At 38.8% G+C, this 23,433-nt stretch carries 19 protein-coding genes and 1 pseudogene; 10 read left to right on the forward strand and 10 right to left on the reverse strand.

All coding sequences use genetic code 11. The features are described from left to right. Positions 1-40: 40 nt before the first annotated feature. The 6 genes and pseudogenes from F955_RS11530 to F955_RS11560 form a co-directional block, all read right to left on the reverse strand. Positions 41-1,187 (reverse strand): IS3 family transposase gene (locus tag F955_RS11530; protein WP_373853566.1). Its coding sequence is split into 2 segments (ribosomal slippage): positions 41-937 and positions 939-1,187, totalling 1,146 coding nucleotides; the frame shifts between segments, so codons are not numbered across the junction. A gap of 330 nt (positions 1,188-1,517) precedes the next feature. Then, entirely contained in the window at positions 1,518-2,543 is a 1,026-nt protein-coding gene (locus F955_RS11540) for an IS30-like element ISAba125 family transposase (RefSeq protein WP_004994718.1), read from the reverse strand. A 37-nt stretch (positions 2,544-2,580) separates the two neighbouring features. Then, positions 2,581-4,752 carry a hypothetical protein gene (locus F955_RS11545; protein ID WP_228127686.1) on the reverse strand — a complete coding sequence of 724 codons (2,172 nt, stop codon included), beginning with the start codon at positions 4,750-4,752 and terminating at the stop codon, positions 2,581-2,583. A 2-nt stretch (positions 4,753-4,754) separates the two neighbouring features. Further along, a complete protein-coding gene (locus tag F955_RS11550) occupies positions 4,755-6,971 on the reverse strand; it encodes an McrB family protein (RefSeq protein WP_004894687.1) in 2,217 nt (738 codons plus the stop codon). Positions 6,972-7,447: 476 nt separating this feature from the next. Next, positions 7,448-7,744, reverse strand: a pseudogene (locus tag F955_RS11555) (Y-family DNA polymerase); the annotation flags it as partial. 68 nt (positions 7,745-7,812) lie between these two features. Then, positions 7,813-8,442: a TetR/AcrR family transcriptional regulator gene (locus F955_RS11560; protein ID WP_004894693.1), complete on the reverse strand. Its 630-nt coding sequence runs from the start codon at positions 8,440-8,442 to the stop codon at positions 7,813-7,815. A 182-nt stretch (positions 8,443-8,624) separates the two neighbouring features. On the opposite strand from F955_RS11560, the gene F955_RS11565 reads away from it, so the two are divergent. The 3 genes from F955_RS11565 to F955_RS11575 are packed head-to-tail and all read left to right on the forward strand — an operon-like array spanning position 8,625 to position 12,681. Continuing rightward, complete coding sequence (locus tag F955_RS11565) at positions 8,625-10,097, forward strand: efflux transporter outer membrane subunit (protein ID WP_004894696.1); 1,473 nt, start codon at positions 8,625-8,627, stop codon at positions 10,095-10,097. Next, the gene (locus F955_RS11570; protein ID WP_004894703.1) at positions 10,094-11,626 is read left to right on the forward strand and encodes an MFS transporter; all 1,533 of its coding nucleotides are present in this window, start codon (positions 10,094-10,096) and stop codon (positions 11,624-11,626) included. Before F955_RS11565 ends, F955_RS11570 begins: the two co-directional genes overlap by 4 nt. A 20-nt stretch (positions 11,627-11,646) precedes the next feature. After that, positions 11,647-12,681: an HlyD family secretion protein gene (locus F955_RS11575; RefSeq protein ID WP_004894705.1), complete on the forward strand. Its 1,035-nt coding sequence runs from the start codon at positions 11,647-11,649 to the stop codon at positions 12,679-12,681. Positions 12,682-13,536: 855 nt separating this feature from the next. Here the strand turns inward: F955_RS11575 and F955_RS11580 are convergent. Beyond that, a complete protein-coding gene (locus tag F955_RS11580; protein WP_004894711.1) occupies positions 13,537-14,763 on the reverse strand; it encodes a type II toxin-antitoxin system HipA family toxin in 1,227 nt (408 codons plus the stop codon). Beyond that, complete coding sequence (locus F955_RS11585) at positions 14,763-15,020, reverse strand: helix-turn-helix transcriptional regulator (protein ID WP_004894712.1); 258 nt, start codon at positions 15,018-15,020, stop codon at positions 14,763-14,765. The genes F955_RS11580 and F955_RS11585 overlap by 1 nt, the downstream gene beginning before the upstream one ends. A gap of 203 nt (positions 15,021-15,223) precedes the next feature. Here F955_RS11585 and F955_RS11590 point away from each other — a divergent pair, with 203 nt between their 5' ends. From F955_RS11590 to F955_RS11610, 5 genes are all read left to right on the forward strand, one after another. Then, positions 15,224-15,409: a hypothetical protein gene (locus F955_RS11590; protein ID WP_004894715.1), complete on the forward strand. Its 186-nt coding sequence runs from the start codon at positions 15,224-15,226 to the stop codon at positions 15,407-15,409. A gap of 242 nt (positions 15,410-15,651) precedes the next feature. Next, complete coding sequence (locus F955_RS11595; RefSeq protein ID WP_004894723.1) at positions 15,652-15,870, forward strand: Sec-independent protein translocase subunit TatA; 219 nt, start codon at positions 15,652-15,654, stop codon at positions 15,868-15,870. Between the two features lie 9 nt (positions 15,871-15,879). Then, a complete protein-coding gene (tatB, locus tag F955_RS11600) occupies positions 15,880-16,296 on the forward strand; it encodes a Sec-independent protein translocase protein TatB (RefSeq protein ID WP_004894727.1) in 417 nt (138 codons plus the stop codon). Further along, the gene (gene tatC / locus F955_RS11605) at positions 16,293-17,069 is read left to right on the forward strand and encodes a twin-arginine translocase subunit TatC (protein ID WP_004894729.1); all 777 of its coding nucleotides are present in this window, start codon (positions 16,293-16,295) and stop codon (positions 17,067-17,069) included. Before tatB ends, tatC begins: the two co-directional genes overlap by 4 nt. A 166-nt stretch (positions 17,070-17,235) precedes the next feature. Continuing rightward, positions 17,236-19,566, forward strand: coding sequence for a PhoX family protein (locus F955_RS11610; protein ID WP_004894732.1), 2,331 nt, complete (start codon positions 17,236-17,238; stop codon positions 19,564-19,566). A 338-nt stretch (positions 19,567-19,904) separates the two neighbouring features. On the opposite strand, the gene F955_RS11615 is transcribed toward F955_RS11610, so the two are convergent. Further along, the gene (locus F955_RS11615; RefSeq protein ID WP_004894740.1) at positions 19,905-20,714 is read right to left on the reverse strand and encodes an SDR family NAD(P)-dependent oxidoreductase; all 810 of its coding nucleotides are present in this window, start codon (positions 20,712-20,714) and stop codon (positions 19,905-19,907) included. A 240-nt stretch (positions 20,715-20,954) separates the two neighbouring features. Between F955_RS11615 and F955_RS11620 the strand changes: the two genes are divergently transcribed. Both F955_RS11620 and F955_RS11625 read left to right on the forward strand, forming a co-directional pair. Further along, positions 20,955-21,341, forward strand: a complete 387-nt coding sequence (locus F955_RS11620; protein WP_004894742.1) for a diacylglycerol kinase — start codon at positions 20,955-20,957, stop codon at positions 21,339-21,341. 39 nt (positions 21,342-21,380) lie between these two features. Next, positions 21,381-22,088, forward strand: a complete 708-nt coding sequence (locus tag F955_RS11625) for a phosphatase PAP2 family protein (protein WP_004894744.1) — start codon at positions 21,381-21,383, stop codon at positions 22,086-22,088. Positions 22,089-22,113: 25 nt separating this feature from the next. Here F955_RS11625 and F955_RS11630 read toward each other — a convergent pair whose 3' ends face one another. Then, positions 22,114-23,433 carry an ATP-binding protein gene (locus F955_RS11630; protein ID WP_004894747.1) on the reverse strand — a complete coding sequence of 440 codons (1,320 nt, stop codon included), beginning with the start codon at positions 23,431-23,433 and terminating at the stop codon, positions 22,114-22,116.

The raw sequence follows: 23,433 nt of genomic DNA on the forward strand, positions 1-23,433 counted from the left end.
TTTACTGGACTGCTCCCAGTATCCTAGACACAAGACGGCCTCATTTTGAAGCTGCCTCAAAGGCTTCTGGACTCATCCCATCGAGATGCGAATGACGCCTGATTCGATTGTAAAACATCTCGATATAATCAAATACATCTGCACGCGCCATTTCTCGTGTTTTATAGATCCTCTTTTTAATTCTTTCCTTCTTTAAGCTGCTAAAAAAGGATTCAGCAACAGCATTGTCCCAACAGTTTCCACGACGACTCATACTCGGAACTAAATTATGCTTCTGACAGAATTTCTGCCAGTCTCCGCTACTGTATTGTGAGCCTTGGTCTGAGTGTATGATCACAGGTTCATTGGGTCTGCGTCGCCATACCGCCATTAAAAGGGCATCCAAAACGATATCCTTGGCAAGCGTAGGTTTCATTGACCAACCGATGACTTTCCTTGAATATAAATCGAGAACCACAGCCAGATATAACCAGCCTTGCCAAGTGCGGATGTAGGTAATATCAGTCACCCACGAGGTATCAGGTGTGTTTACAACAAATTCTCGATTTAAATGGTTAGGTGGCACAATCTGAGGACGACCACGACCATAGCTTTTATGCTTCTTATATCCTCGAACAGCGGCAATGCCATTGTTCTTCATGATCTTCATCACACGATTCGGTCCACAGCTTTCACCTAGCTCTTTAAGATCCAGCGTGATGCGACGATAACCATAGATACCATAACTGGCATCATAAGAAGAACGGATCAGTTGTAATAACCGTTTGTCTTCAATTGTTCTGCCTGATTCGGGTTCATGTAGCCAGGCATAATAGCCAGCACGAGCAATCTTAAGAACCCGACACATCGTCTTAATCTTAAATTGATGGCTGTACTCAAGGATAAACTGATACTTTACTCGGGCAGGCTTGCAAAGCGGCGTGAAAGCAGTGCTTTCACTTTAAGATATCCCGCTCTTCTTCAGTTTGCTTAAGCTGACTTTTAAGACGAAGGATCTCTTTCTTTGCTTCGAGTAGTTCATGTTCATCAGGGTTGTTGCGTAAAGGCTGTACGGCCTTTAGCCATTTATAAATGCTATGCTGTGATACACCTAAACGTTCTGCCACATCAGTGACAGAATATCCACGTTCAGTAATCAATTTAACAGCTTCTTCTTTAAATTCTGGGGTGTATCGTTGTCCACTCATAATGTTCTCTCCTATGCAAAAAGAATAGACGAAATTTGTCTAGGAGAGTGGTGGCAGTCCATAATATCCATCAGATTTTGAAGTTTCTTCAATGTTATTTGAACCACATCGAATACAGATTGGTACAGCAAGCGTTCTATCATTATTTGTGTTACCCTCACCATCTTCTAATTTATATTGAAGAAACATGCCTAATAAACGCTGTAATTCATCATTGTAAAAGGTACGATCAATTGGATTTAAAAAGATTGCACCTTTATTATGAGCATAATATTCTTCATTTCCTAAAATATCGATTTCCCCTAGAAAACTCCGTGTTCCCCGGCGAATTCAAACATGAGGTGCGACAGTTTCAAAAGCCATATGATAATCAACAAGCTGAGCAAATTTCTCTAATGGTGTAAGCCAATCTAACGCCTTTCTAGGACGAGTATTCAGTGACATGGCAACTTGATTTAAATAATGCTGATCTGCCTGATTTAAATCAATCCCTTTAGGTAAATATTGCCTAATTAAACCATTCATATTTTCGCATGTGCCTTTTTGCCAAGGTGAATGTGGGTCACAGAAATATACATCTATGCCTAAATCTTCTTCGAGTATTTTATGTTCTGACATCTCGCGTCCACGGTCATAGGTCAACGTTTTACGCAGTTCTGCAGGTAAATATTTCAGAGCTTCAGTTAAAGCCTTGCGCACTGATTCTGCCTTTGCATCAGGTAATGTTGCCAAGATACAGAGCCGTGTATTTCGTTCAATAAGTGTTGCTATCGAACTTTTATTGTCTTTACCTTTAATTAAATCAGCTTCCCAATGACCCGGTATTTTTCTTTCTTGAACTTCGGCTGGGCGCTCATGAATAGTTTTAATATCCTGTAATATAGAATCTTTTTTAGGTTCACCGTTAGCTTTTCGCTTTTTATTTTCATGACGCAGACAGGATAATAAGTCTTTTTTCAACTCACCCTTTGGTAATGCTCGTATCGTTGAATAAATCGTTGTATGGCTTACATTCATTGTTTGATCCAAATCAGGAAATGTCTTTAAACGCTTTGCTATTTGCTGAGGAGACCATAAACAACGGATCGCTTCAACAATAAATTTCCAGAGGATTGAATCGATTTTGAGTTTTCTGTGACCACGTCTACGTCTAGCGAAGGTGTTATCAGAAGCATATCGAGCTTGATAAACGTCATTGATGCTATTTCTTTTAAGCTCACGATAGATCGTACTAGGATGTCTTTTAATGAGTTCAGCAAATTTTCTGGCTGAAAAGCCTTCTTTTCTTGACTCAAGCATTAATGCAGTACGATCTTCAAAGTTAAGATGATGGTATGACAATTTTATATACTCCATAAACCCTTTAAATTAATTAGGTGGTTTATGTCGCACTTCAAGTTTTACTCTGCCCCCATATTTGCGCAGTCCGTTGTGTATCAATTAAGTTTTGACAAGGATGAATCAAAAAAACAGGGTTGTTACCGTCTTCACTATAATTCTTCTGTTCATAGAGTTCATCAATTTTAGACATCATACCACCTGCTTTAATGAAGGTGATTTTGTCATAAAATTTTGCATCTAATACAAATCTTTTGTATTGTGGACGCTCAAAATTATAATCATTTTGATTAAACCATGTTAAATCTAGAATAAAGTCAGGTCTTTTATGATTTGGCAGTTTTTTTTCATACCATAAAGTTATATATCGTTTAGCATGATCATTTGAAAGATGAATAGAAATTTCTTCTTGATTACCTTTAATCGCCTCAATCACTTTATATTTCCAATTTTCTTGAAGAGAAAATCGAAATACACCTTTAAGTACAAGAATAATTTGCAGAAGTGTCCAACGCTCATAAAGTAAAGGCATATTTACCAAACCAATTTCTTCAATTTCTTCAAGACTGATTAAAAGGTTCTCATCATGTAAATGGGTAATATCACGTAAGGCTTTATAATGATTATGAATGCCCTGATAATTTTGATTTTGTACAAAAGTCATTGAGTTTGGAAAATAAGATGAAGCCTTAATTCCTAAACGTTTAAATTTTTGGATAATTTCTTTTAATAAGCGAAATTTTGGTTGTACTTTTTCAAATACATAGGCACAAAGTTCCTGATTTTTCGTATAATATTGAATACGGTTACGCAAAGCAGTTTTTTCTTTTTCTTGCTCATCTAATTCTTTCTTTGAGAGAGGTTTTAACCAATCATTAGCACCTAATACAATGCCTTTATTTTTCTCTTTTTCATAGTTCTCTAGTGCTTTATGTGTTTCAGGACACTCAAGTAATTCAATTGAATGAATATCATTAAAGTAAAATTGTACAGACTTTGGGGTTGTATTATATGTATATTTCCCATTCATTCTTAAGACCATTCCTGATCTGAAACAATGCACTAAATTAGAAAATTTTTTATGAAATTTTAAAATACCACTTTTATTTTCTGGTTTTATCCAATTATTTCCATCCCATACATATGTAAAGAAACCATCTGATTCATTGTTTGAAAAATTCGTTGTTGTATTCTCAAGTTTGAAATACACATCTTTATAAGGGTCTGAGCAAAATTGAACACCAGATTCAATTATTTTTTGACTAAGTTGAACTTTCCAATATTCTAAACTCGTTCTTTTCTCAATTTTTCTAAACTCCGAAACAAACAAAGCACGGTCAACTTTTACATAATCTTGAAAAGCATCATGCTGAGTCTTTAACTTTTCCATTGTGTGTTGCAGACGCTGTTTTTTATTTTCAGCAAGAATGACTATCTGTTTAATAATGCGATAACAACGTTCAAGCGCAAAAAGTACATAACGGTTTTCAGCAACATTATAAGAAGGTTCTGTTGCACGACTGGTTAAAAACCGTTGATTGGTTTTTGTTGCAAGTTCCATAAAGGTACGATTAACCGGCTTTACGGATTTTCGTGGTTTTAAGCTTTGAACTTCACGCAGTTCAACTTTAGGATTATTTAAAACTTTTTCAGCATGATCCACGAGTTTATCGATACAAGCAATGACCTCTTCACCAAACCCGATGCCTTCACCTTCTTTTGAAGCTTGAACAACATTATTATCATCTAAAATGAGTTCCCATAAGTCATTTTTAAACGAGCGTAAATATTGTTCCAATTGCTCTAAAGTAAAGTCACAACCATTAATTGCAACTTCACACACTTCCCCTCGCAAAATTAGACGTAGTGTTCCAACACTATTATGCGTTGTGCTCGACCATTGATTCTGCTCTTTTATCCATTGCTCTTTGACAATCCACCAGGTGAACCCTGTTTCAGGATCTTGGATCGAACTTAAATATTTCTTTTCACCATTCGTTATTTCAATGTATGGCTGATCCATGTGTTGATCTAAAAAACGAACAGCCAATACACCTTTAGAAATTCCAACCATTTTAGGATAAATGGTCGTTTCAATCTGAAAAAGCTGACGTTGCTCTTCATATTCCATATCGAGAGCAAGCAATGATTCCGTGACTTTGGTTAAGGTCTCTTGGTCATACCATTTGAGTTCCAAATATTTAATTTCAAAGAATGGATTCATCATCATTATGACCAGAAGTTAACAATACCATCATTTGATTTCGCATTACTGACAACATTTTCAAGTGCATGGATTGCAGAAAATATTTCACTATAATTCTCATATTTTGGTAATTGTTGCTTTAATCGTTGCACAAATACACGCTCTACAAGTTCAAGCTTTGACTGTTCGCCAACATGCTTGTTTCCATCAAAAGTTAACTTTGGCAAAACCTTATGTAATAAGAAATTGTTAATTGCCAATTCTTCATCACTATTCACATCATGGAATAACGCTAAATAGTTCAGTCCCTGACGAATCGTTCTCATACCAAATTCAATCCCTAACTTATGAAAGAACTCTTTATTAAGATCGATAAAAAGTTTACAGAATGGATTGTTGCGATCGAATTTAGGATAATTTTCTCGATAACCTAAAGCATTCACATCAAAAATAAGGGGTTTAGAAACATCATCAAATTCATATCCTGCAACTTCTTCTAAAATTTCATCCCAATCAGACAATAAAGGTGATTCAAATCGCATGATATGTGCACGATCTAATATTTTTGGAGAAAGATAATGAGTTGTTTCATCAATATTAATCGCACCAATAATATGCACATTCGCGGGCATTTTAATACTCGATGGCATGGTCATGACCGCCGAAAGCATACGGCGAATTTCGCTATGGTATTTAATGAGTGAATCCTTATCACTAAATCCAAATGCTAATCGCAATTGACTATTGAGCTTCTCATCTTTTAAAAGCTCAATAAAATTAATCACACCTTCTTGGCTATATTTTTCTTTTGTTGATTGAATAATATCAACAACAGCTTTTAGTTCAGATAATACATGTGCAGATTCATCTTCAGCATAAAGCGAAATTTCAGGATCTTCATCACGTGTTTCAAGAAGCGATAAAAAATCAGCGAAATAGTATTCAACTCGTGCAAGATTCATTTCATCTAAACAAATAAAATATGGAATTTCAGGATGTTGTTGTGCTTCGAGTAATGCTTCTAAAAAAGGCGTTGCTAAATACTTTTTTTCCAGTGGATTATAATAACCCAATAAATCTTCTGAACTCGTCCAGTTTGGTTTAACAGGCACAATAATAGATTTACCACCTACCGCCTTTGCAAATGATTTAACTAAATTGGTTTTTCCTGAACCTGAGTCACCCGCTAGAATAATCAGGTCTTTAGTGCGTAGAAGTGTTAAATAATTTTCAATAATATGACGAGGATATAAAATATCTTTTTCAACCAAATGTGCTTGAATATAAGAAACCGATTTATGATAGTCACCGTTTAGTTCATCACTAAATGAAATGCCCTCCATGCGTTGAGATTGATTTTTTGATTCTACAAGAAAAAGCTCTAAATCATCTTCATCAACAAATTCAAACGTTTTTAAAAATTGGGCCTTGTCGGCTACATAACTTTTTAGTCGTTGAATTTTATTGTTCATTTCACCCTCTATCTGTTCAAATCTTTTGGTTAGATTCTGTAGTTCATTTTGTCTAAGTTGCTTATCTTGAGATAATTTCTCATTAATATTCTCTAGCTCTTGCTTTTGAGAATTCAATTTATCAAGCAGATTTTTTGCAATATCCCGCTGCTTTTCAGTTTGCTTTAACTCAGCTATGCCATTTTCATTTAATTGCTGCAGCTCAGATTTTTTTTCAGCTATTTGAGTCTCAATGTCATCTTCTCTCTGCTTAATTTCTTTATCCATGTCTCCCATTGCTTTTTCAAAATAAAAGTCATAAATAGATTTCGAGATAAATAGTGAGCGCTCATTTTCTGCATGTGGATCAATTAAAATTTCTTGGGGAATCTCTTTAGGTAAAAAGCGTAGATTTTCCCCTGATCCTTTTTTGACACATAAACCCATAGGATTTTTATGTTTGAGTCTTTCCGATTTTGGTGATAATTCTAATTCACAACGCACGAATCGCTGTTTTGTTTTTGATCCCAAACGTGAAGCATCATTTGGGGCTACAAAAAAACTGCATGGCTCTAGTTCATGCCCTAGTATTGGGTAATAAAGCCTTTCACCAGTTTTAACTAAATAAGGATTCCTTAAAAATCCAAATGAGGTATCGCCTAAAGGAGGCAATTGGCCCCAAACCTCAAATTTACCATCATCAATACCCCAAGATTTAGCTAATATACCTAAAAGCTCTTGATCTGAATAATCATTCAGCTCATCTTCTGTATAAATTACTTCATTCATAAATTAACTTTAAAAAAATCTACTTATAGAGTTAGGAGGAAAATCTAATTAATAGGTAGGTAAATTAGTGAACCGGATAATTAAATTTTATTTTAATATATAAATTAGCTATTTATATCAAAGTTATTCGATTTTTTGTTTTTATATTAGACACTTGACGAATAAGAATGAACAACGCTCTTTAATTTTTTGTGACAAGTTCATGAACTGATAAAATTTCTCACATATAATTAATCATGATAACTATTTAATTATTATTAATAATTTTTGTATTTAAAATTGTGAAGTCAATTTTAGGTAAACATAAGTTAAATTGGTTACATGATACATTTACTTCATAACTCCCTGTGTCCATAAAAGTTAATTTTGAAATTTTCAGTAGAAATTAAAGCTAAAAATGAAATCGGCAAAAAATAAAGCTAATTATGAAATAAAACCCATTTGTGCAAAATTTCATAATTAGCTTTATAAAATGAATATGTATTTTTCTTCACAATATGGTTAGCAAGTTTTGCCTCCGTTTTGGTTCGACCAATGCCGATACATACTGCTAGATCAAGCCAAGATAAAATGCGCTGAAGCATTTGTTGCGCATATCCAGTCAAATCATATTTTTCAGCATAAGGCGTCAGATCTAAAAAACACTCATTAATGGAATACACCTCCTGTTCTTTGGGAGATACAAATTCTGAAAGTATTTTCATGAATCTGCGTTACACCTCAGCATATAAAGCATAGTTGCTAGACAGTACTTGTATGTTATTTTGTTCCACAGTGCATACGAGGACTTACTAACGCCTGTTATATAAAATAAATAAGTAGATTTTTTAGAAACAAGAAATCATTTTGACTGTTCGCACCCATAAGCACGCATAAAAGTTGTTACAGCGATATTGACCCATTGATCAACCTGTATGTCAGAGGGAGCAGCATTTGGATGAGTAAGACATTGTAGTTGGGGTTCACTTCTAACCAGATTGATAAATAAGCTAGCAGCGTTATCACAGCCCAATTCACTTAAATCGATCTCTCCTGCTGCTGCTGCATGAGTGAGTTGCTCGGCAATCATGTTAATCATGACTTGTGGACCAGCTAGATAAAATACTCGTGCAAGATTAGGGAACCGTATTCCCTCTGCGATTACCACACGAAAAACTGCAAGCCCCTCAGGTGAAAGCACAATCTTAAGATAAGCATGTGCCAATAAAGTTAGAGTTTCTCTTAATTTTCCATTTTCAAATTGAATATCACGGACAGTATCCGTAAATGTGGTACATTCAGCCTCAATAACTGCGGTGAATAGCATTTCTTTGTTAGGGAAATGCGCATACATTGTTGATTTAGAAACCCCTGCCTCTTGTTGAATCATGTCCGTGGTCGCTGCGGCAAAACCATGTGTTAAAAAAACATGACGGGCCGCCTGAAGAATTTGTAGCGCTTTACCAGTAAATTCATGATTCATCTGCTGCATCAAAGATATCCAAATATTAAAAGAACTATTTATAGCATATTGACATTATATCAAACCGATCGGTACACTTCAATCATGCCAACATTTTAACTAAGTCACCCATTCTTATGGATGTAGTGAGATTTCTGGTATTTTTCTCCACAAATTAAACCGAGCGGTACGGTACAAAACAGGATTTATAGATGTCTATGAAGTTACAGTCACTACTACAAAATGCAGGTACAGCATTTTGTATAATTTCACTGTGTGGATGTACCGTCGGTCCTGATTTTGCAAAACCCCGCAGTGAAATCACGCAGCTCCCACAGGCATCTCGCCCAGATGATATTTACAGGAACTACCTTTCATCAGTGGCGAAAACTCCTGATGAGTGGTGGTTGATATTTAATGATAAAGTTTTGATTGAGCTGCAGTCACGTGCCAAGTTAAATAATCTTGATTTGCAAATGGCAGCAGAACGTATTGAACAAAGTCGGGCTCAACTCGGCATTACCTCCTCACAGCTTTTACCTACGATTGATAGTTCAGCAAGTTATTCCCGTGAGAAGTTGAGCCAAAATGGCAAGTTTGCAGCTCTGGGGGCTCCGACAAACGCCAGCGATTTTTGGCAATTAGGCTTTGATGCCAGTTGGGAACTAGATTTATGGGGACGTACTAGACGGATGCGTGAAGGGGCAACCGCTTCTTTTGAAGCAACCCTTTATGATCGTGAAGCAGCTCAAGTGGCATTGACTGCGGAAGTGGCAAAAACTTATCTGCAGTTACGTGGTATACAGGCACAGCTTGCAATTGCCCAACAAAATCTGGACATTGCTAATCGTCTGGTCAAATTGACTGAAAGCCGTGAACGTAATGGCGTAGCAACACGGTTTGAAACTGCATCTGCTTTGGCACAACATGCTAGTATCAAGGCTATGCTGCCTGACCTAATGCAGCAGCGTAATCAATTAATGAATGCACTTGCTTTATTGATAGGTGAACAACCAAAAGCATTGGATGCACAATTAAGTCAGGCTTTGACTTTACCTGAATTACCACAGAATATTCCGGTCGGTCTGTCTTCTGAATTAGCACATCAACGTCCTGATATACAACGCGCAGAGGCAAAATTGCATGCAGCAACCGCAGCGATTGGGGTTGCCAAAGCTGATTTTTATCCTCGTATTGGTTTAAGGGGACGTATTGGTGTAGAAGCATTTGAACTGGACGATTTGGCTAGTTGGGATTCCCATTTATTTTCTGTTGGTCCAACGGTTTATTTACCTATTTTTCAGGGTGGGAAACTAACACAACGTTTAGCATTGAATGAATCCCGTCAAAAAGAAGCGGCTCTCGCCTATCGTCAAACTGTGCTACGTGCTTGGCATGAAGTAGATAATGCTATTGATACATGGTCAGCTCAACGTAGTCATCATGCTGAATTGGTAATTGCTTATCAGCAAAATAAAGAGGCTTTCCAAACAGCTAAACGAAGTTATCAGCAAGGTGTGGCGGATTATATGACGGTACTCACCGCACAACGTCAATTACTTGCTGCACAAAATCAGTTAAATACCAGTTCTACCAATGCAGCGATAAGTGTGGTTAATCTGTATAAGGCATTGGGTGGCGGTTGGGATGTCACCACGTTTCATAATTCTTTGGTGACACCATGAGTAGTACATCATCATCACCAGCTACAGGAAATCGTCCACCGAAACGTGCCATTTTGGGATTACTCGGTATTTTGATAGCTGCCATGATGGCAGGGCTGAATAATCGTGTTGGTGCGTTGGCGTTAGCTAATATTCGTGGGGCTTTGGGTTATGGCCTAGATGATGCCTCTTGGCTGACAACGGTATATAGTGCAGGTGAATTGATTGCAATGCCTTTTGCTGCATGGTTTGCAATTACTTTATCGATGCGTCGCTTTGAATTATGGATGATTAGTCTATGTGCCTTTTTGGCACTGATCCTACCCTTTATTCATCAGCTTAATTTACTGTTATTTTTCCGTTTTATACAGGGTATTGCCAGTGGAACAATGATTCCATTATTGATGATGGCAGCTCTAAAATTTCTACCACCCCATATTCGTTTGCATGGATTGGCACTGTATGCGCTGACTGCAACATTTACCCCAAATCTCTCTATTTGGTTAACCGGCTTCTGGACTGATGGCATTGTGGATTGGCGTTGGGCATATTGGCAGATTATTCCACTTGCCTTGATTTCGGGTGGATTGATTGCTTGGGGTTTGCCAAAAGATAAAATCCAAATGGAACGTTTTCCGCAGGCCAACTGGTTCGGGATGGCTTTGGGTGTTCCTGCGCTAGGTTTAATTGCCGTTGCCCTTGACCAGGGTATTCGTCTGGACTGGTTTAATTCCCCACTTATTGTGATGTCACTTGTGGCAGGTTTAACCTTATTGGCAGTTTATCTGCTAACAGAATGGTATCACCCATCGCCCTTTATCAAATTGCAAATTCTCAGTCGTCGCAATCTTGGATTAGGTTTTAGTCTATTTGTATTTCTGTTGATTGTCTTGACCTCAGGGGCATTATTACCAATGCGTTATCTTGAGGCTATACAGAATTATCGTCCACAGCAGATGGCATCTATCGGATTGATGATTGCCTTGCCACAACTGATATTAGGTTCAGTGGTTGCTATTTTCCTATATAAAAAATGGATTGATGCACGCTGGATTTTTGCAAGTGGATTATTGCTAATCGCCCTGTCCTGTTTTTTAGGCATGCATCTTAACTCTGAATGGAATAGAGACCAATTTGTGCTGATTCAAAGCCTGCAAGCCTTTGGGCAGCCGATGGCAATCGTGTCCATGTTATTCCTTTGTACTAGCGTTGTTCAACCAGCCGAAGGTCCTTATGTTTCGGGCACGATTAATACCTTGCGTGCTTTTGGAACACTTTTAGGCGGTGCGGTGGTTGGGCAGTTTATGGTGATACGAGGACAATTTCATGCAGAAATGTTATCCAGTCATGCCGCATTCACTCATCCTACACTTGCAGAACCGCTAGAACCTGCACAACTTATGGCAATCATTACTCAACAATCACTGGTTCTATCGGTGGCTGATACTTATTTGGTACTCGGTGTACTGGCATTGTTACTGATTCCATTTGTTTTACGTTTGACCTATATCCCTGCCCCAGACCTACAACAGGCTCAAAACCTCCAGTGATTTAATCAGGATACTTCATCATGTCATTACCAAAGAAAACCAAAATCATCAGTATTGTCGTGTTGCTTATTGTGGCGATTGGCTGTGTGATTTATTTAAATTCACCACAGTCCAATGCATCCAATCAATCCACGGATGATGCTTATGTACAAGCAGATTTTACTTTGGTAACCCCTCAAATTTCAGGAACCCTCCATCAGGTCTTGGCTGAAGAAAACCAACAGGTCAAAGCAGGTGATTTACTGGCAACTATCAATGATGCGGATTTTATTGTAGCTGTCGATGCTGCCAAAGCTCAGGTTGAAAGTGCAAATGCCTCTATTCAAAATGTTCAAGCACGACTGGCACAACAGCAAACTGCTATCCGTCAAGCACAGATGGCCATTGATGTAGATAATGCCGAATTAAAATTGGCTAAAGAAAATCAAACCCGTTACCGTAATCTAGCTGCGGATGGTTCAGGTACAGTACAAGCGATGCAACAAGCTGAAGCACAGTTAAGCATCCATCTGGCCAGTAAAAATAAAAGTCTGGCTGGGCTTGATGCAGCAAAACAACAAATTAATATTTTAAAAGCTGAATTGGAAAGTGCGAAAGCGACACTGGCTCAGGCGAAAGCTGCTCAAGCGGCTGCGGAATTAAAACTGTCCTATACCCAAATTACAGCACCTGTTGATGGCGTAGTAGGACAAAAATCAGTACGTGCAGGTACTTTTATTAATACAGGAAAACCTCTGATGGTGATTGTACCTTTGAATAAACTGTACATCACTGCAAATTTCCGTGAAACCCAACTTGCTCATATTAAAACTGGGCAAAATGTTGATATTAAAGTTGATGCACTACCGAAAACGGTATTAAAAGGTACTGTAGAAAGTGTTGGTCCTGCCAGTGGTGTTAGTTATTCAGCAGTAGCTCCACATAATGCGACAGGTAATTTTACTAAGATTGTGCAGCGTTTGCCTGTACGTATTCGCATTTTACCTAATCAAGATGAAGCAAATAAGTTACGTGTTGGTATGTCTGTAATCCCAACAATTTATATCAAGGATTAGCAATAAAAAAGCCCTCTATTAGAGGGCTTTTTTATTATTTACTTTGTTCTGACTTTAATTTTAAAAAGTTAAAATTTATCCAATTAACTCTGCCTACTAATAACTATCAAAACTAAAAAACCATACTCTGCCCAATGTTTAGACAATGCATCTTGATGGTTAAAAACCATCGATTTCACCAAGTTCATGAACTAGAAAAATTTCAAAATAAAAACTATATAGACAAATCCATGATTTTATTAATATTCGAATGATGTTTTGTTATGAACTAGATTTCAGGTGAACATAAGTTAACTAGGATGTTATGCAGATAGCCTATCTCTATATATGTTGTTCATAAAAATTAATTTTGAAATTTTCAGTAGAAATTAAAGCTAAAAATGAAATTGCGAAAAAATAAAGCTAATAATGAAATAAAACTCACTTAGGAAAAAATCATTACTAGTTTTATCAAATAAAATCTTCGATCTATCAAAAATTTTCATCGATTTTTATACATTAGCGACCAAAGCTTTTCGTTTGTATTCAATCGCAAAATCTTCACCTTCCTTGCGAATTGCATCTTGGTATTCAAGCTTTTTAAAAGAATTTCTACTGTAAATCTGAGAAATCCATTCTGGTGTTACTTATATCTACTAATCTCAAAACCGCAATATTACTATCTCTGATCCCGCCAAACTGCCAGGGAATACCTAAGTCAACACTTCCCTCCCTCAATAAATGTCAGCCTGTTACCGATATGACCAGTCTGTTCGGGTTTATTCTATATCATTGAATGGAAAATAAATCCCACGTCTCTGGGGGGCATCTCTCAATAATAGTAGCTACTACGGTTGTAAATTATTCTAGAATGGATTATTTGTACTTTTTCTTTTTGTCATGTCTATATACAGGCTTGATTGAATGAGTGCTCATTACCTTTGATAGATTCTGCTTAATAGATTCTCGCAATCCATCTAAGTATTCAATTTCATTGGATAACTTTAAATAGTCAGCAATTTGGTCACTGAAATACTCTATAATTTCTTTGGCATTTCTAATGCGAAATTCAGGACTTTCAGCCAATTTCAACAGCTCTGCCTTAGTCGGGAATTGCTTGCTGCCATTTATTTTAAGAGCGAGCTGATTATCAATATTTTTATATATGAGTGTATGTGTGATATCGAAAGGTGGTGATACAAAGATATCGCTCATATCTGGCGTATATTGCAGAGCAAAGTTTTTAAGGTGAGCGTCACCGTTCCCGATCAGGCAATTAAAAACAATGTACTTATACATTTTTACGACTTCTGCTTCACTTCGGGTGTATAGATAGGTGGCTTTCAGCAAGTTTTCGTAGCTCCCCTTGTACTTCTCGTTTGGGTCATTAGACCTTTTGAGAAGAGTCGTAAAATCCTCATAGCCTAATTTGGTTCCATCAGCAGCTTTATCAAAACGCTCAATAATGTAGGTTTCTAAATTGGCTGATAAATATGTTTTGGGTGGTTGCAAACCACAATAACGAGCAGCTTCCATACAGACAAATTCATTTACCGTCAGTAAATCAAAGTCTGCATCATAAGACTTAACAATCAGGTCTTTTTGTTGAACAGTACGCTCCGTTAGAGTAGTCACATTAGGAATGCTAACTTTGGGCTGAACTCCAGCTAAAGAGTTTCGTAAATAATATTTTTCTAATAATTGTGGAAAAAGTGGAACTTGGCTATTGTAGTTAAGAATTTCATCGAGGCTAACTATTTCTACTTCTGGTAATTGCAATTCACTTTTATAGGACAACATGCCAATACCATTAGCTTCTTGTAGAGCCAATAAATACATTTCATTCACATTAGCATATCGAGCAAGTTTACTGGCAATAAAATGGCGATTATGCCCCTCTGGTAAATTTTGGGAAAAAATAGGATGTAATGCCCCATGTGAATATCCCTGCATATCAGGCAAAGTCATGGTAAGAGATACAAATCTTTGTTCTTGTACTGGTTGATAGTAATAATGACCACTATGTGTCAACAAGCCTTGTTTGAAATTATCTGTAAATACTTCAATAGACTTGATTTCTGTTGGTAGTTGAAAGTTTTCCATCAATCTTCTTCACTAAATAAAGTATCGATGTCATTCCAATTTGGCAGATTTCGTTTTTTGGGCGTGACTTCAAACTGCAATCCAACCGCATCTATTAGACGTTCAAAAATATCAAATGAGCCTGTGAAACGACCATTTTCTATTTCAGAAATGGTGGATTTATTGACTCCAGATTTTTTTGCCATCATTTGTTGTGTGTAGTCTAATTTCCGCCTTGCTTCACGTATTTTTACTCCAATCTCTGCACGACTAGCCATACCCCCCCCCATCTGTTCGTCATTTAGCGAAATATTGCTAACCAGTATATATGAGTTTGCTATATGGCGAATATATTACTATATTTATCTTATATTTTCTATATGGCGAACATTAGGGTTTATGTTGTCTATATTTCGCTATATAGCGAATAATTAGCTAATAAATGCTTTCTGAATTACACGGTATATCTACAAAGATAATCATGGAAAATGGTAATTCAGATATTCTTAGTATTGATGAGCTTAAACAATTGGAAATTAAAAACCTGCAACGGGCTGTCCAGCATTGTGAAGGAAAAATTTTTGGTGAAGATGGTGCTGCCAAATTGCTTGCAATTAATCCGACGACCTTAATTTCAAAATTGAAAAAATTAGGGATTCGCTATTAATTTTTCCCGGACCTCTACTTTGACATGATAGAGGTCTGGGGATGTTTACTTTTTTTCATTTCTTAAAATATTAACTTTACTAAGTTTATAAACCAGAAAAATTTAAAAAAATAAACAGCACAACTCATTGCGAACTTCCCTCTTGCTTCCTGTCTCCAAACTGCCATTAAAACGTCATGGATTTGTCATTTATTCATGTTGAGATAAGCCCATAAATTTAAAAAAGATGTAATGAGGACAATATGGCAGGATTATCGATTTGGCACGTACTTATTTTTGCAATCGTCGTAATTTTACTTTTTGGCACGTCTAAACTCAAAAATCTGGGTAAAGATGTTGGCGGTGCAATCAAGGACTTTAAAAAATCTGTGCGTGAAGAAGAGGCTGAAGCAGCAAAAATTCAACAGCCCCGCACTATTGATGCTGAAGTTAAAGTCAGCGAGAGTTCAATCAAAAGTTAAGGTATCGTCATGCTCAATATTGGAATGACTGAGCTGCTAGCCTTTGGGGTAATTGCACTTCTAGTGCTCGGACCAGATAAGCTACCTGAGGCAGTTCGTTTTATAGGTAAATGGTCTACCAAGATAAAAAGAACCGTCAGCAATATACAAAATGATCTTGACCGTGAATTGCGTCTGTCTGAACTACGTGAGCAAATGCAATCCGAGCTGAAACGTATTCAGGAACTGGAAGCCAAAATGCAAGCACAAATGGCTGATCTCAATGCACCAATTGAGCCGGTCACAAAAATTTCAGAACAGCCGGTACTGAAAACTCAGTCAAGTTATGAACTGGTCAATCAACCGCTTTCCCCGGTTCATTTAACTCCGGCTAGGCAGGTCGCCAAGCAAGAAAAAAAATATCCTGACATGAAGGTGGCCGTATGAATATTTTACCGTCGACTCAAGCCAGCAGCGATCCCCAGAAAGTTCACCTAGAAGAAATGCCGATTACCCGGCACTTAGTGATTCTGCGCAAGCATCTTTTCAAGATTGTGGGAATACTGATCGGACTGTTTTTCTGTCTGCTACCATTTGCGACGCATACTTATCAGCTTTTATCCGAGCCCTTACGTGCCCAGTTACCGGCAAGTTCTACCATGATTGCCACCGATGTAACTGCGACATTTATGGCGCCGTTTAAGTTGAACTTTTTTGTTGCCCTGCTGATCGCCATGCCTTTTATCTTGTATCAACTTTGGGCCTTCGTTAAGCCGGCACTATATGAAAAAGAAAAAAGTCTGGCTTTGCCGCTCCTGATTGGCAGCATTGTCCTGTTTTATGCGGGTATCGCTTTTGCCTATCTGGTGGCTTTGCCGTCTATCCTGCATTTTTTTATCAGTGTATCGCCTGAAACTGTCGCGCCCATGACTGACATTAATAGTTATCTGGCCTTCTGTTTAAAACTTTTTCTGGTGTTTGGATTTACCTTTGAAATTCCGATTATTACCCTGTTATTGATTCTGATCGGTGTGGTAAGCACACAGACCTTGGTAGAAAAAAGACGCTTTATTGTGGTGGGGTGTTTTTTTGTGGCCATGTTTGTAACCCCCCCTGATGCCCTGTCCATGATCATGCTGGCTATACCCATGTGGCTGCTGTTTGAGCTAGGTTTAATGACCGGAAAATTTCTGGAAAAGCGGCATCTAAAAAATAGCTAATTAAGAAAATGCCTCCTTATTGGGGGCTTTTTTATATTAATTTATTTATATAAATTAATGTTTTATTTAATTATTTTGAAATAAAATCTTCACCTTTTAGTCATATTTAACTGCTAGTTTATTTCTGACTTTAAAACAACCAAACCTTAGTTGTGGGAATAAAACAATGACAGATTACCTACCTTATGATGAAAATCAGGAACTGGACAATAACACTTCAGATAATCATCATTTTCGGGATATTCTAGAACAATCTATGTCACGTCGTGACTTGATTGCAAAGACTGCAAGTGGGGCTGCAGCATTGGCACTGGCTTCTAGCCTGACTGCGTGTAGCGATGACAATGAAAATGGCAATATTGGGGACGATGAGAGCAATCCGAATCCGCCAACAGACAACAATGCTCGTCCAGAAAAATTAAGTTTTAGCCCAGTGAAAAAAAACCTGGATGACTGGGTTACGGTTCCTGAAGGCTATACAGCTAATGTTCTATATGCAATGGGTGACTCAATTCATCCTATCTACTCTGACTGGGACGATAACAATATTCCGAACGGCCCAAGCTTTCAGTTCCGTTCTGGTGACTGCCACGATGGTATGAGTTATTTTGGTTTAAGCACTAAGACTGGCCGTTATGACGAGAATGCATCTGAGCATGGCCTGCTGGTGATGAACCATGAATATATCAATCAAACTTTTTTACATCCTCAAGGACCAACAAAAGTTGATGGTCGTCGTCCAGAAGATGAAGTCATCCGTGAAGTGAATGCACACGGTGTATCCATTGTGCATATTAAGAAAAACACCGAAACTCAAGCGGTAGAAATCGTTAAATCATCACCATTTAACCGCCGTATTACGGCTTCAACAGTGATGGATTTTTCTGGGCCGGTAACAAACTCTCCATTAGTCCGCACTGCTTTCTCTCCTAACGGTCGTCAGACTCGTGGTACACACAATAACTGTGGTAATGGTTATACACCATGGGGCACTTATTTAACTGCCGAGGAAAACTTTATTGGTTATTTCCAGCGTTCAGGCACAGACCAATATGCAGATCGTAGTGAAGCTGAGAAAACCGCACTTAAACGTTATGGCTTAGGCTTAGATATTTCATATCAAACTGAAAAAAATGCCGATGGTACAGTTAAACGTGATGAGAAAAATAATATTGTTTATGTTCTAGATGCACAAGGACAAAAAGTTCCGGAACGCGATGATCAAGACCGTATTTTTTATTTAGATAAATCTTCACGTTATGCATGGGAAACAGCTCAGGCTGGAGTTGAATCACAAGATATGTATGACCGCTGGTCAGCTAACGTAACCAAAGCCTCTGCAAGTCAAGACTATCGTAATGCACCAAATACCTTTGGCTGGATTGTTGAAATTGACCCATTTGATAACAGTGCAAATCCGGTAAAACGTACTGCACTGGGCCGTTTTGCTCACGAAGACTGTCGTGCTAGCCGTGCGATTGAAGGTGAACAGTTTGCCTTCTATATGGGCGATGACTCACGTGGTGAATACATTTACAAATTTGTCTCTGATGCAAAATGGGATCCAAAAGATATCAATACCGGCTACCGTGCTGGTGACAAATATATGAATAACGGTAAGTTCTATGTTGCCAAGTTCAATGCAGATGGAACTGGTCAATGGATTGAACTTGCTCACGGTAAAAATGGTTTAACTGCAGAAAATGCGGTATATCCTTTTAGCTCTGATGCGGATGTTTTAACTTTTGCACGTTTGGCAGGCGATGCCGTTGGTGCGACGAAGATGGACCGTCCTGAATGGGTAGCCGTTAACCCGGAGAATGGTGAAGTCTACGTTACCCTGACTAATAACAGTAACCGTGGCAATAGTTCAACACAACCTGTTGATGCTGCCAACCCACGTAATTACTCAGATCCTGAAGGCGGTAAGGGTAATGTGAATGGCCATATTATTCGCTTTAAGGAAGAAAACACTGCATCAGAAAGCTTTGAATGGGATATCTACCTGTTCGGTGCTGAAGCATCGATGGATGCCAATATCAACCTGTCGGGCTTAAATGATAATAATGATCTGTCTTCACCAGATGGTATGTGGTTTGATCCTCGCGGCGTACTCTGGATTCAGACTGACGACGGCGCTTATACAGATACCACTAACTGTATGATGCTGGCTGCCCTGCCTGGACAAGTAGGTGATGGTGGTCCAGCAACAACCTCTAATGGTCAAGCGACGATTGCGGGTGCCCAAGTGACCGATGAAAATTTACGTCGCTTCCTGACTGGTCCAAAAGAGTGTGAAATTACAGGTGTGACCATGACACCGGACTATAAAGCCATTTTCATCAATGTACAGCATCCAGGTGAAGATTCTAAAACCTTTGATGCTCCAACCAGTAACTGGCCTGCAAGTCAATCAGATCGTTCGAATAAGACCGCACGTCCACGTTCGGCAACTGTTGTGATTACGCGCAATGATGGCGGTGTTATAGCCGGTTAAATAGCTCACTTAAATTAAAATGCTGGCTCAATGCCGGCATTTTAATTTTTGAATGTTTTTTAATTTTAAGAGTTAACTGGTCAATAAAAAGAATATTTTTGTTTAGAGTTAAATTGATATAAATATTAAAGTATGAAGTGGACTTCGGATCAATATATAAGTGAAATCCAATACAACTAATCATAGCTTCAGCTATCTTCTACTTGGAAGACTTGTAATTTGCAGCTTTAGTTTTGAGTATTTTTCTAAAAAAAAAGCAGGTATCCAAGGAGGGATTGATACCTGCCACTCTAAGGGAACTATATTAATATTCTGCTTCTTTAGTCTGTGAATCACAGTTAGAAACTAGCAACTTTTTCTGCACATTCACAAATCGTTGGTAACTCTCTATTAATCGATGCTGATATTAAGTCTGGTAAAATCTGGTTAACAGCTATCGAAATTTTTTCAGGATAGCCGACCTGATACGACTGACAATCTCGATGTAAAAACTGATACAGTTCTTCAGCAACAAATTCGGGACTGTCAATATTTTTTCCCAGTCTGATATTCATTTCTATTGCATTTGAATGATGAATATTGGTTTCGGTAACCCGTAATGAAAAGTATCTGAATCTGATTGAACTTTTGCTGTATTCACGGGCTAGTGCTTCGGTTGCACCACGCAGGGCAAATTGGCTGGCACAATAACTCGCATATCCAGGATAGCCAATACTGCCAAAGGTTGAACCTACATTAATGACCTGGCCAGGCGGACTGATAGATATCAATGGCAGGATCTTTTGTATCAGCTGCATTGGATAAACTGCATTAATCAGCATCATTTGTTCCATGATTTCTTGTGGCTGCTGTGTAAATAGCTTGAAATCACTGATACTGAGGTTGTTAATGTAGTAGTGAATGGGTTTATTCAGCGTAGCAAGAGCTTTTACCAGCTCTTCCCTGCTTTGCTGATCGGCAAAGTTGCAATGAATTAAATCCAGTTCTAGCTGTGGATAACATTGGGCTATATTGTCATGTACTCTTTGCAGAATCTGTTGATTCTGCCCAACAAGAACCAGATTGACCCCGTTTTGGCCCAGAACCTTTGCAATAGCCTGACCAATACCAGAAGTAGCATCCATAATTGTTGCAGTTAAATTAGGCATAAATACTTTCTCTTGTTCTTAACAGAATGATTCGAGATCGAATCTGCCGCAGGTCATGTGGATCACATCACGAAAAATAACTTAGTACTTAAGATAAACACCCAAACTTAAAAAATTCTTAATTCTGCACAAAAAATTAAATATTATTTTTATTAAAAAACACATAGAGGCCAGTTTTTTAAGAAAGTTTTAAGCCTGCAATCTTAAGTTAGAGTTTCCTTTTATTGACTCATGACAGCTATGTCTTCCTACCGTTCACCCTATAAAAGCACCTCGGGAATGCAGCGTATTCTGAATGCGACCCGTTATTCCGTGGCCGGCTTTAAAACAGCCTTTCAAAATGAAGCGGCCTTCCGGCAAATCCTGCTCATCAATCTGATTTTGATTCCTCTGAGCTTTGTCATGCCGGTGAGCCGGGTTGAGCAAGCACTGATGGTGGCCGTGTGTCTGTTGGCGCTAATCGTTGAACTGCTTAACTCGGCGATTGAGGCGGTGGTAGACCGTATATCCATGGAGCAACATGAACTGTCTAAAAATGCCAAGGATATGGGCAGCGCTGCCCAGTTTGTAGCACTCAGTTTAATTACCGTGACCTGGGGTCTTATTTTAGCGGGTTACTTGATTTGATCCCTCGCCTACTACAGCAAGAAAAATGGAAGATTTAAAATGATATCCGAGCATTCCCGGTTTTTACTGACACAAATATTGCTGCTGATTTTCAGTTTTCTGATGCTCTGGAATTTTTTTGATGTAGGTGGAACGATTGATTTACAGCTGATCTATCCGTTCATTGATGATCAGGGACAATTTCCCCTGCGGCAACACTGGGCACTGGCCGAGCTCAATCATCGCTATGTCAAAAATCTGCTGATTCTGGTGTACATAACATTGTTAGCCGGCTGGCTAGTTTCACTGAAATGGCAGAACTGGCATCAACGGCGCTGGGAATTTGGCTATTTCTTTAGTATGGTGGTGCTGACCACGGCCTCAATTGGTATTTTAAAATCCCAGTCGGCGCATGCCTGTCCCTGGGATATGATCATTCCTACCCATGAAGGTATTTTGTGGGATTTGAGTGCTACTGCCGGACACTGTTTTCCCGGAGGACATGCATCCAGCGGTTTTGCCTTAATGGCTGGTTATTTTGTCTATCGGATTGCTAACCGCAAGCGGGCTTATTTTTTCCTGATCGCGGCACTGATTTTAGGCTTCGCCATGGGCTGGGCGCAAATGATGCGTGGTGCGCATTTCCTGAGTCATAACCTGTGGACCGGCTGGATCACTTGGTGCATGAATGTCATGGGCTATGCGCTGTTTAGCCACAAACTGCCAATGGCAAATCATCCCATGCACATGAACATCAGACAGCCTTAACCCAATAAAATCGAAGCCTATCTACTTAGGCTTCGATCACAGGAAATTTGACCTGTACACACAGGCCACCCAGACTGTTACTTTGCGAAAATTCCAGCGTTCCGCCCAAGCGCTCGGTGGCTTTATCTACAATCGACAAACCTAAACCGCTACCAATTTCAGCATGGTTATGAATCCGGTAGAAACGCTGCCGGATCTGGGCGAATTGAGCAGGATCAATCCCGACTCCACTGTCTTCAATCTGTAAAATCGCCTGCTGGCCTTGCTGGAAAATCGATACATTAATCACGCCGCCTTTCGGACTGTATTTAATCGCGTTATCAATTAAATTATAAATAATCGAGTGCAAGGCCGAAGCTTGTCCCTGAATCAGCAGTTCCTGCTGCTGTTCTACACCCAGATCAATCTCTTTCTGTAAAGCCAGCTGGATCAGCTGCTCGATGCAGGCCACGGTCATCTGATTGAGTGAAAGCATTTGTGCCGGCTCGGTTAAGCTATCGGAAGCATCCTGTTTGGCCAGACTCAATAACTGGTTGACCAGATGCTGCATGCGCAAAACGCCCTGACTCAGATTATGGAGCGAGTCGCTCTGCGGAAACTGCTGCAATAAAATTTGCAGCTGCAAATTGAGTGCTGTCAATGGTGTACGTAATTCATGTGCAGAGTCCGCCACAAATTGACGTTGTTCCTGTTGAGCCAGGGAAATTCGACCAAACAGATGATTCATTTCCTGAATGGTCGGTTCCAGCTCCAGAGGATAATCTTTCATTTCAATTGGTTTTAATTCTTGTGCCTTACGGCTGGCCAGTTCCGTTTTAAAATCATGCAGCGGCTGAAAATTTTTCCGGATCATCCAGCCTAAACCGAACACGGCAAAAGGCAAGAAAAGCACATAAGGCAGAAACATATTGCCGGCCAGTTCCAGCGCCAGTTCCTGCCGGACATTTTGCTGCTGACTGACCTGAATCTGCAATTGGTCACCCGGAATGATATAGGTGAGCCAGGTGCCATGCGGCGTCTGATGCTTGTAAAAACCTGCTTTTTTGACCGGTGCAACCAGCACATCCTGTGGATGCAAGGGAGTAGCTGTCTCTGCATAAGACCAGATATCTACAAACAGATCTTCTTCACTGTACTGTTTTTCCAGATCAATTTGGCTTTGTAGCGGTCGCGGATGATTTTCTGCAATGCGCTCTGCCAGACTTTGCATCTGTTTATCCAGTACTTCATTAATTTCTTCGAGTGCAATCCGGTATGCTGAAAAGATCAGCACACAGCCTAATACCAGGCTAAATAATGAAATGTAAATAACCAGACGTTTTTGCAAGGAATAACGTTTTTGCAT

This window comes from Acinetobacter schindleri CIP 107287 (assembly GCF_000368625.1).
Taxonomy (GTDB): domain Bacteria; phylum Pseudomonadota; class Gammaproteobacteria; order Pseudomonadales; family Moraxellaceae; genus Acinetobacter; species Acinetobacter schindleri.

Bases quoted from the DNA above. Each gene is read 5' to 3' on its own strand.
- F955_RS11570 (WP_004894703.1), top strand. From the start codon at position 10,094: ATGAGTAGTACATCATCATCACCAGCTACAGGAAATCGTCCACCGAAA.
- F955_RS11550 (WP_004894687.1), bottom strand. From the start codon at position 6,971: ATGAATGAAGTAATTTATACAGAAGATGAGCTGAATGATTATTCAGAT.
- F955_RS11540 (WP_004994718.1), bottom strand. From the start codon at position 2,543: ATGGAGTATATAAAATTGTCATACCATCATCTTAACTTTGAAGATCGT.
- F955_RS11585 (WP_004894712.1), bottom strand. From the start codon at position 15,020: ATGGCTAGTCGTGCAGAGATTGGAGTAAAAATACGTGAAGCAAGGCGG.
- F955_RS11625 (WP_004894744.1), top strand. From the start codon at position 21,381: ATGATATCCGAGCATTCCCGGTTTTTACTGACACAAATATTGCTGCTG.
- tatC (WP_004894729.1), top strand. From the start codon at position 16,293: ATGAATATTTTACCGTCGACTCAAGCCAGCAGCGATCCCCAGAAAGTT.
- F955_RS11620 (WP_004894742.1), top strand. From the start codon at position 20,955: ATGTCTTCCTACCGTTCACCCTATAAAAGCACCTCGGGAATGCAGCGT.
- F955_RS11580 (WP_004894711.1), bottom strand. From the start codon at position 14,763: ATGGAAAACTTTCAACTACCAACAGAAATCAAGTCTATTGAAGTATTT.
- tatB (WP_004894727.1), top strand. From the start codon at position 15,880: ATGCTCAATATTGGAATGACTGAGCTGCTAGCCTTTGGGGTAATTGCA.
- F955_RS11565 (WP_004894696.1), top strand. From the start codon at position 8,625: ATGTCTATGAAGTTACAGTCACTACTACAAAATGCAGGTACAGCATTT.
- F955_RS11590 (WP_004894715.1), top strand. From the start codon at position 15,224: ATGGAAAATGGTAATTCAGATATTCTTAGTATTGATGAGCTTAAACAA.
- F955_RS11560 (WP_004894693.1), bottom strand. From the start codon at position 8,442: ATGCAGCAGATGAATCATGAATTTACTGGTAAAGCGCTACAAATTCTT.
- F955_RS11545 (WP_228127686.1), bottom strand. From the start codon at position 4,752: ATGATGAATCCATTCTTTGAAATTAAATATTTGGAACTCAAATGGTAT.
- F955_RS11595 (WP_004894723.1), top strand. From the start codon at position 15,652: ATGGCAGGATTATCGATTTGGCACGTACTTATTTTTGCAATCGTCGTA.
- F955_RS11630 (WP_004894747.1), bottom strand. From the start codon at position 23,433: ATGCAAAAACGTTATTCCTTGCAAAAACGTCTGGTTATTTACATTTCA.
- F955_RS11575 (WP_004894705.1), top strand. From the start codon at position 11,647: ATGTCATTACCAAAGAAAACCAAAATCATCAGTATTGTCGTGTTGCTT.
- F955_RS11615 (WP_004894740.1), bottom strand. From the start codon at position 20,714: ATGCCTAATTTAACTGCAACAATTATGGATGCTACTTCTGGTATTGGT.
- F955_RS11610 (WP_004894732.1), top strand. From the start codon at position 17,236: ATGACAGATTACCTACCTTATGATGAAAATCAGGAACTGGACAATAAC.